Below are 5,979 nucleotides of genomic sequence, written 5' to 3'. Positions count from 1 at the left end.
CTCGTACTGGATGTACTCGGGTCTGGGCCCGGTGCGGCGAGAGTGCGTGCATGGCGTCGCGGGGCAGGCGGGAATTTGACGACAGGGCCTAGGAGCCCTGCGCGGCGGCGCGCCGCCGCCGTTTGCCGAGTGGGGCCTGGGACAGGTCCTCGGCCTTCGACCTGAGGTTCTTGTATCCGTAGCCGCGCTCGGTCAGCCACGCCTGCGCGGCGGCCTCGGCGCGCTCGGTCGCCTCCAGGATGTCCTCCTCCGCCTCTCCCGAGTCCAGGAACCGGAAGGTGAAGGCGAGCCGCGTGGTGAGGTCGTAGCTCAGGTGGCCCTCGGGGGTGAAGGCGGCGTGCAGTACGTCGTGCTCGGACGCGCGGGCCAGGAGCTCGGCGCGTTGCTCCGCGCCGAGCCCGTCGAAGACGCCACGGACGATGACGCGGAAGGTACGTGTGCTCATCCGGCGACCCTGACCAGCGGGTTCGGTGGGGCACCACCGCGTTTTCCGCGAGACGGCGTGGGCGCGGTGCGATGGAGTGTGAGGGCACCGAGGGCGGCGGCGACGGTACGACGAAGGCGCATGGACCCTGTTCCTTTGGCATGAGGTGCAGTCGGCGCCACCACGCTGCCCGCACGCCACGCGGCGCATCCGTCGAGCCACCCGACAGGTGAGCGAGAAACGTTTTGCCCTCACCCCTCGGGAGGAGACGCCGAGGGCCGGTCGGGCCTCGCCAGCGCGGCTTCGGCGCGGAGGTCACGTGGCGTCGTGGAAGACCAGGCCCAATGTATGACGCCGCCCGGAACGGACGGTGCTCACGCCGTGCCGCATCGGTCCGGTCGACCAGCCGCGCCGGGAGGCGACGGGCCGGTCGCGGGTGGTGAAGATCAGCCCGTGCCCCTGCGGGAGGGTCGTGGACGATCCCCGTGACTGCGCCCGGGGCCGCTGCTCGGTCATGATGAACTCGCCGCCGGTGAAGTCGACTCCGGGGGTGTCGAGGCCGATGACGACCTGGAGCGGAAACACCATCGCGCCGAACACATCGCGGTGCAGCGCGTTCCAGTCGCCGGGCCCGTAACGCAGCAGGATCTGAGCGGACTTGGCCTGTCCGGCCGCGTGGCACATCGCCAGCCACTCCTCCAGGTCCTCGGGCCAGGGGGCGGGCTGCCGGAGCTTGTCGGCCCAGTCCCGGGCGACGGGCAGTAGCCGCGGATAGAACGCCTCGCGCAACTCCCTTACCAAGTAGGGCAGTTCATGGGTGAAGTAACGGTACTGGCCGGAACCGAAGCGATGGCGGGCCATGTCGACGGTGGTGCGGAAGCGGTCGGTCTCGTCGTAGAGCGCCCTGATCCCGTGGCATTCGTCGGGGGTCAGCAGCGGAGCGGTGAGTGCGTGTCCGTGCTCGTTCAGCTGGTCGGTCAGTGCGGTCCAGTCGTCGGCCGCGAAGCGGTCGGCGACCGGACCCGCCAGGTGGGTGGTGTCGAGCGTGTTCATGATGGTGACGATCCTCAGGTGGCCGGGCGTGCGTGCTCCAGGTCCAGGAGCTGCTGCTTGCGCTCCAGGCCGGCGGCGTACCCCGTGAGGGAGCCACTGGCGCCGATCACGCGATGGCAGGGGCGCACGAGCAGCAGCGGGTTCGCGCCGATCGCCGTGCCCACGGCGCGCACGGCGGCCCGCGACGCGCCGATCCGCGCGGCGATCTCTCCGTAGCTGACGGTCGTGCCGTACGGGACGGTCTCCACCGCCTTCCACACCCGCTGCTGGAAGTCGCTGCCCGCGCCGCTCACGTATTCGATGTCGAAGTCGGTCAGCACCCCGTCGAAGTACGAGCGCAGCTGCGAGACGATCTCGGTGAACGCCTTCTCGTCCCTGGTCCAGCCGTCCTGGACGACGGCGCCGGACTTCTGGCCGGGCATGGACAGCGAGACCAGCGCCGTGCCGCCCTTCGCGGTGACCGACTCCTCGCCCACCAGCAGCAGCTCGCCAAGAGGGCTGTCGATCGTTGTGTACACCGGCATCGGTCGTGTCCTTTCGAAGTGTGTCTCCGCTGTCCACTCTGCGCCATGGCCGCCATCACGGCTGGCGGAAATCGGACGCGGCGCACGGAAACGACGGCGCACGGAACGAAGGCGCACGAGAACGAAGAGGACCCGTGGATCGTTCACGCACGGTCCACGGGTCCTGTCGCTCAGCTCGTCGCCGGGGCGGGGATCAGTGCCGTACGAGTCGTACGGACAGCCCGTCCACCGAGTACACGGGTACGGCCCGGTATCCGTCCGCCTCGACCGTGATGCGGGCGAACTGCCCTCGCAGCGACGGCGTCCGGAGCACCGGGACGGTGGTGCCGGGGACCGGCGGGCGGTCGGCGTCCAGCCGGAGAGTGAGCGCGCTGTCCCGGCTCAGTACCACCCGTCGCTCCACCGTCAGCGCCGGCCCGCGGCCCGCACTGAGCGTCGCCTCCAGGCTCGCGGCGGACGCCTGCGTGTAGCTGCCGCGCACGCGAACGGACGACGCCGCACTCACCCGCAGGGTCCCGCCGTCCACCCGCACGTCGCCGCAGCCCAGCGCACCCGACGAACCGGCCGTCAGCACGCCCTCCTCCAGCACGGTGCCGCCCGTGTGGGCGTTGTGGCCCGTCAGGGTCAGCGCACCGGTGCCGCGCTTGACCAGTCGGCCGCACCCGGAGATGTCGTTGCGCCAGGCGTCGGCCGCGCTGAAGCCCCCGTCGGCGGCGTTCATCGTCACGTTCACGTCGGACTCGAAGGCCCCGTACCCGTCCGCGGCGGCGAACAGGTTGAGCCGGCCCCACTGCTCGAAGCCGTCGAGCAGCACGTACCCGGAAGGCAGGGCGGTCGTGCGGAGCACCTCGCGGCGCTGGGCGGCGTCGAGGTAGGGCAGGCGCGTCTCCAGCAGGACCTCGGCGCCCTTGGGCACGGTCATGCCCTCGGAGCGGCCGTGCCGGGTGAGGACGTAGGTGAGCCGGGGTGTGAGTGCGCGGGCGTTGGCGGCCCGGTCGGCGTACGGGTCGGTGGCGACGTCCGCCGAGTGCGCGTAGGCGTACAGGGTGTCCGCCGTCGAACCGGTCTGCTGCTGGAAGTACGCGGCGGCCTGGGCGCGCGCCGCGGCCTTGAGGGCGGCGTTGGCAGGGTCGGCCAGCGTGGCGGCGGCCAGGGCCGTGGCCATGATCCGGCCGCCGATGACGTCGACGGTGGAGTGCATGCCCGCCATGATCCGGGTGTGGCTGAGCTCGTAGGCGCGCGCCAGCAGCTCCTGGAAGCGCTCGGGCACCGCGTACGCGTACGCGAGCCCCGCCAGGTGGAAGGCGTTGGTGTGGCCGCTGGGGAAGCCGCCGTCGTCGACCGCGGTCGTGCCGCGCTGCCACAGCAGCTGCGGGGCGACGATCACGTCGGAGTCGTAGACCGGGAAGCCGAGCGTGTCGACCTTGCCCGTGTCGACGACCTCGCTGTTCTCGTTCATGCGCCACGGACGCGGGTACTGGAAGGCGTACTTGGCCGGGTTGCCGGAGGCGTACGGGCCGCGCACCGTGTCCACCAGCTCGGCGACCTTGCCGAGCGCCGAGTCGTGCGAACCGGCGCCCTGCGCGGAGCCTGCCGGAGCGTCGGGCGGCACGGCGTCGTTGATCTTGCCGGAAGGAGTGCCGTCAGGAGCGCTGGTGATGGAGGTGACCGCCTTGGCACCCGCCCTGTACAGGGCGGCCAGCGGGCCCAGGCCGGCGATCATCGCGTAACTCTGGTGCTGCCGGTCGTAGATGAACGCCTCCTTCGCCTGCGCGTCGGTGCGGGCGTGCGTGATGCGGGCGCAGTAACGCATGTTGGCGCGCAGCACCTCGGGCATGAGCGGCGTGCCCGTGTTCCAGGCACCACCGGTCTTCCACACCTTGCTCATGCCACCGAGGATCCGGACCGCCGCGTTGGTCTCGGGCGTGAGGTTGGTGAGGATGTTGGTGGTGTAGTCGTCCACGAAGGCGGCGGGGCTCGTCGCGGCCTTCGCGTCCGCGGCGGCGAGCCAGGTGACGACGGTCGGAGCGGCCAGCAGTCCCGCCGAAGCGCCGAGCGAGTTCCGCAGGAACACCCGTCGGTTCAGGGCGCGTTCACGGACGGGGACCGAGGGGACGGACTGCTGCCCGGCTGGTGACGGCATGGATGTGCCTCTCCTGAGTGGAATGGGGTCCTCCGACAGCCGGGTCAAGTCGTGAAGCGACTGTGCCCCTGTGGTGAGGACGAGTCATACGAGCGAAGATCTACGGCTGATTCATGTCACGCTTGCGAAGCGCGGGGGGCGGCAAAGTGTCGTACGGACGAATGCGCCGACCCTGTGCGCCCGCTGTACGGGCGAACGCGCCTCCGGTGCGCAGCTACTTGTCCGGCGCTCGCACCGGGGCAACGCGCGCTGCCCCGCGGGGTGTCGGTCGCCCCCGCGGGCAACGCGCCACCCCGTCCCCTCATATGAGGGCATGCGCCAACGCCACGGCCCCCTCGACCGGCGCCGCCCGCAGCGGCCTGGGCCGCGCCCCGGGTACGGACTCGGCGAGTGATGTGGTGAAGGAGGTGTACAGGGCGGGTTGGGAGAGCACGGTGCTGCCGGCGACCACCACGTCGTCGACGGCGACTCCGCGCTCGGCGAGCCGCACGACGAGTGCGGCGAGGGACCGGCCCCCGTCCGCGATCACCGACCGCGCGATCCGGGAACCCCGCTCCGCGGCCGTGAACACGACGGGCGCGTGCCGACCCCACTCCGCGGACACATCCGTGGCGCTCTCCAGCGCGGCGCCCAGGGCGGGCACCTCACCCACTCCGAACGCGGCGATGAGCCCCTGCGCGAGTTCGTCGGGGGCTTCACCACGGTCGTGCGCCGCCCACACGGCGCGCGCCGCTTCCCGTACGAGACCGGCGGAGCCGCCCTCGTCGCCGAGCGCCGCACCCCAGCCGCCGACCTGGACGGGGCTGCCGTCGGCCAGCCGCCCCACCGCCACCGAACCGGTACCGGCCACGAGACCGACACCCTTGTCCAGCCCCGCGGCGGGAACGAGGAGTTCGGCGTCGCCCACCACCAGGATGGGCATGTCGAGGACCTCTCGCAGCGCGGCGGCGATGCCGGCGCACTGGCGGGGGGTCTCACAGGCGTGCCCGCCGACGGCCAGTGCGGCTGGGCGGGTGTCGACGGGCAGGGCCTCGTGGACCAGTGCCGTCAGCCAGCGGGCGGCGGCGGCCGGTTCGTGCGGCCGCCAGCCGCTGCTCGGCCGGACGTGATCGGCGACCGGGTCCGTGCCGACGAGGGCGCGGAGATGGGTCTTGGTGCCACCCACGTCGATACCGACCACGAGGGGGGAAGCAGGAGTGTCCTGCACGGATCCTCTTTCGTCGTCTGGGCGAAGAGCGCCGAAGAACATGGCACTGTGCTGTGACGGCGGGCGAACCGTGTCTGGTCGAACCGGAGTTGAGCGAGTCGGGAAGCCCCGGGACGGGCTTCTTGCGGAGCACGGCAGGCGAGTACCGGACTTCGTTAGGAAGTTAACTAACGAAGTACAGTGCGTCAAGAGTTGTCGCGCAGTCGATCAACGGGACGCCGCCGGAGGGCGGGACCGCGCGGCACGAGGGCATCGCATCGCCGCATTCCGTCACCCGGGGAGCGCGGCCCCTGACCCATGGGGGAACTGTGGAACACGTCGTGACTGAAGCCCCCCGCCTCACCGAGAGCGCCAGCGCGGTGTTCGCCGTCCTGGCCCAGGCCGGCAGCGCCACCCGGCCGCAGCTGGCGAGCCTCGCGGGGCTGTCCAAGCCGACGGTCTCCGCCGCCGTCGCGGAACTGGAGAGCGCCCGGCTGGCCACCCACTCCGGCACCGCGTCCAGCGGCACCGGCCGCTCCGCCGCCGTATACGGCCTCGGTCCCGCCTCCGGCTCGGTCCTCGACACCCTGCTGCTGGACAAGACCGGCACCATCACCCTGGGCAACCGGCAGGCTGCCGAGTTCCTGCC

General features: G+C 71.7%; 6 protein-coding genes. 1 reads left to right on the top strand and 5 read right to left on the bottom strand.

Annotated elements, in window-relative coordinates; all coding sequences use genetic code 11:
- Positions 1–88: 88 nt before the first annotated feature.
- From ABZ656_RS55740 to ABZ656_RS55720, 5 genes are all read right to left on the bottom strand, one after another.
- A complete protein-coding gene (locus tag ABZ656_RS55740) occupies positions 89–445 on the bottom strand; it encodes a DUF6204 family protein (RefSeq protein ID WP_101402836.1) in 357 nt (118 codons plus the stop codon).
- A gap of 294 nt (positions 446–739) precedes the next feature.
- Positions 740–1,477 carry a 2OG-Fe(II) oxygenase gene (locus tag ABZ656_RS55735; RefSeq protein ID WP_360280086.1) on the bottom strand — a complete coding sequence of 246 codons (738 nt, stop codon included), beginning with the start codon at positions 1,475–1,477 and terminating at the stop codon, positions 740–742.
- A gap of 14 nt (positions 1,478–1,491) precedes the next feature.
- Positions 1,492–2,001, bottom strand: coding sequence for a methylated-DNA--[protein]-cysteine S-methyltransferase (locus ABZ656_RS55730; RefSeq protein ID WP_319750485.1), 510 nt, complete (start codon positions 1,999–2,001; stop codon positions 1,492–1,494).
- 193 nt (positions 2,002–2,194) lie between these two features.
- Positions 2,195–4,144, bottom strand: coding sequence for a phosphatase PAP2 family protein (locus ABZ656_RS55725; RefSeq protein WP_360280083.1), 1,950 nt, complete (start codon positions 4,142–4,144; stop codon positions 2,195–2,197).
- A gap of 301 nt (positions 4,145–4,445) precedes the next feature.
- Complete coding sequence (locus tag ABZ656_RS55720) at positions 4,446–5,351, bottom strand: BadF/BadG/BcrA/BcrD ATPase family protein (RefSeq protein WP_360280080.1); 906 nt, start codon at positions 5,349–5,351, stop codon at positions 4,446–4,448.
- Between the two features lie 320 nt (positions 5,352–5,671).
- On the opposite strand from ABZ656_RS55720, the gene ABZ656_RS55715 reads away from it, so the two are divergent.
- Positions 5,672–5,979: MarR family transcriptional regulator (locus tag ABZ656_RS55715; RefSeq protein ID WP_360280077.1), on the top strand; the 308-nt coding region annotated here is incomplete at its 3' end.

Source organism: Streptomyces sp. NPDC007095 (assembly GCF_040634475.1).
GTDB lineage: Bacteria > Actinomycetota > Actinomycetes > Streptomycetales > Streptomycetaceae > Streptomyces.
The sequence above is the reverse complement of the archived record's forward strand: the minus strand, read 5'-3'. Positions and strand labels throughout refer to the sequence as shown.

Excerpts from the sequence above, each read along its gene's own strand:
- ABZ656_RS55740 (WP_101402836.1), bottom strand. The coding sequence starts at position 445 with ATGAGCACACGTACCTTCCGCGTCATCGTCCGTGGCGTCTTCGACGGG.
- ABZ656_RS55735 (WP_360280086.1), bottom strand. The coding sequence starts at position 1,477 with ATGAACACGCTCGACACCACCCACCTGGCGGGTCCGGTCGCCGACCGC.
- ABZ656_RS55730 (WP_319750485.1), bottom strand. The coding sequence starts at position 2,001 with ATGCCGGTGTACACAACGATCGACAGCCCTCTTGGCGAGCTGCTGCTG.
- ABZ656_RS55725 (WP_360280083.1), bottom strand. The coding sequence starts at position 4,144 with ATGCCGTCACCAGCCGGGCAGCAGTCCGTCCCCTCGGTCCCCGTCCGT.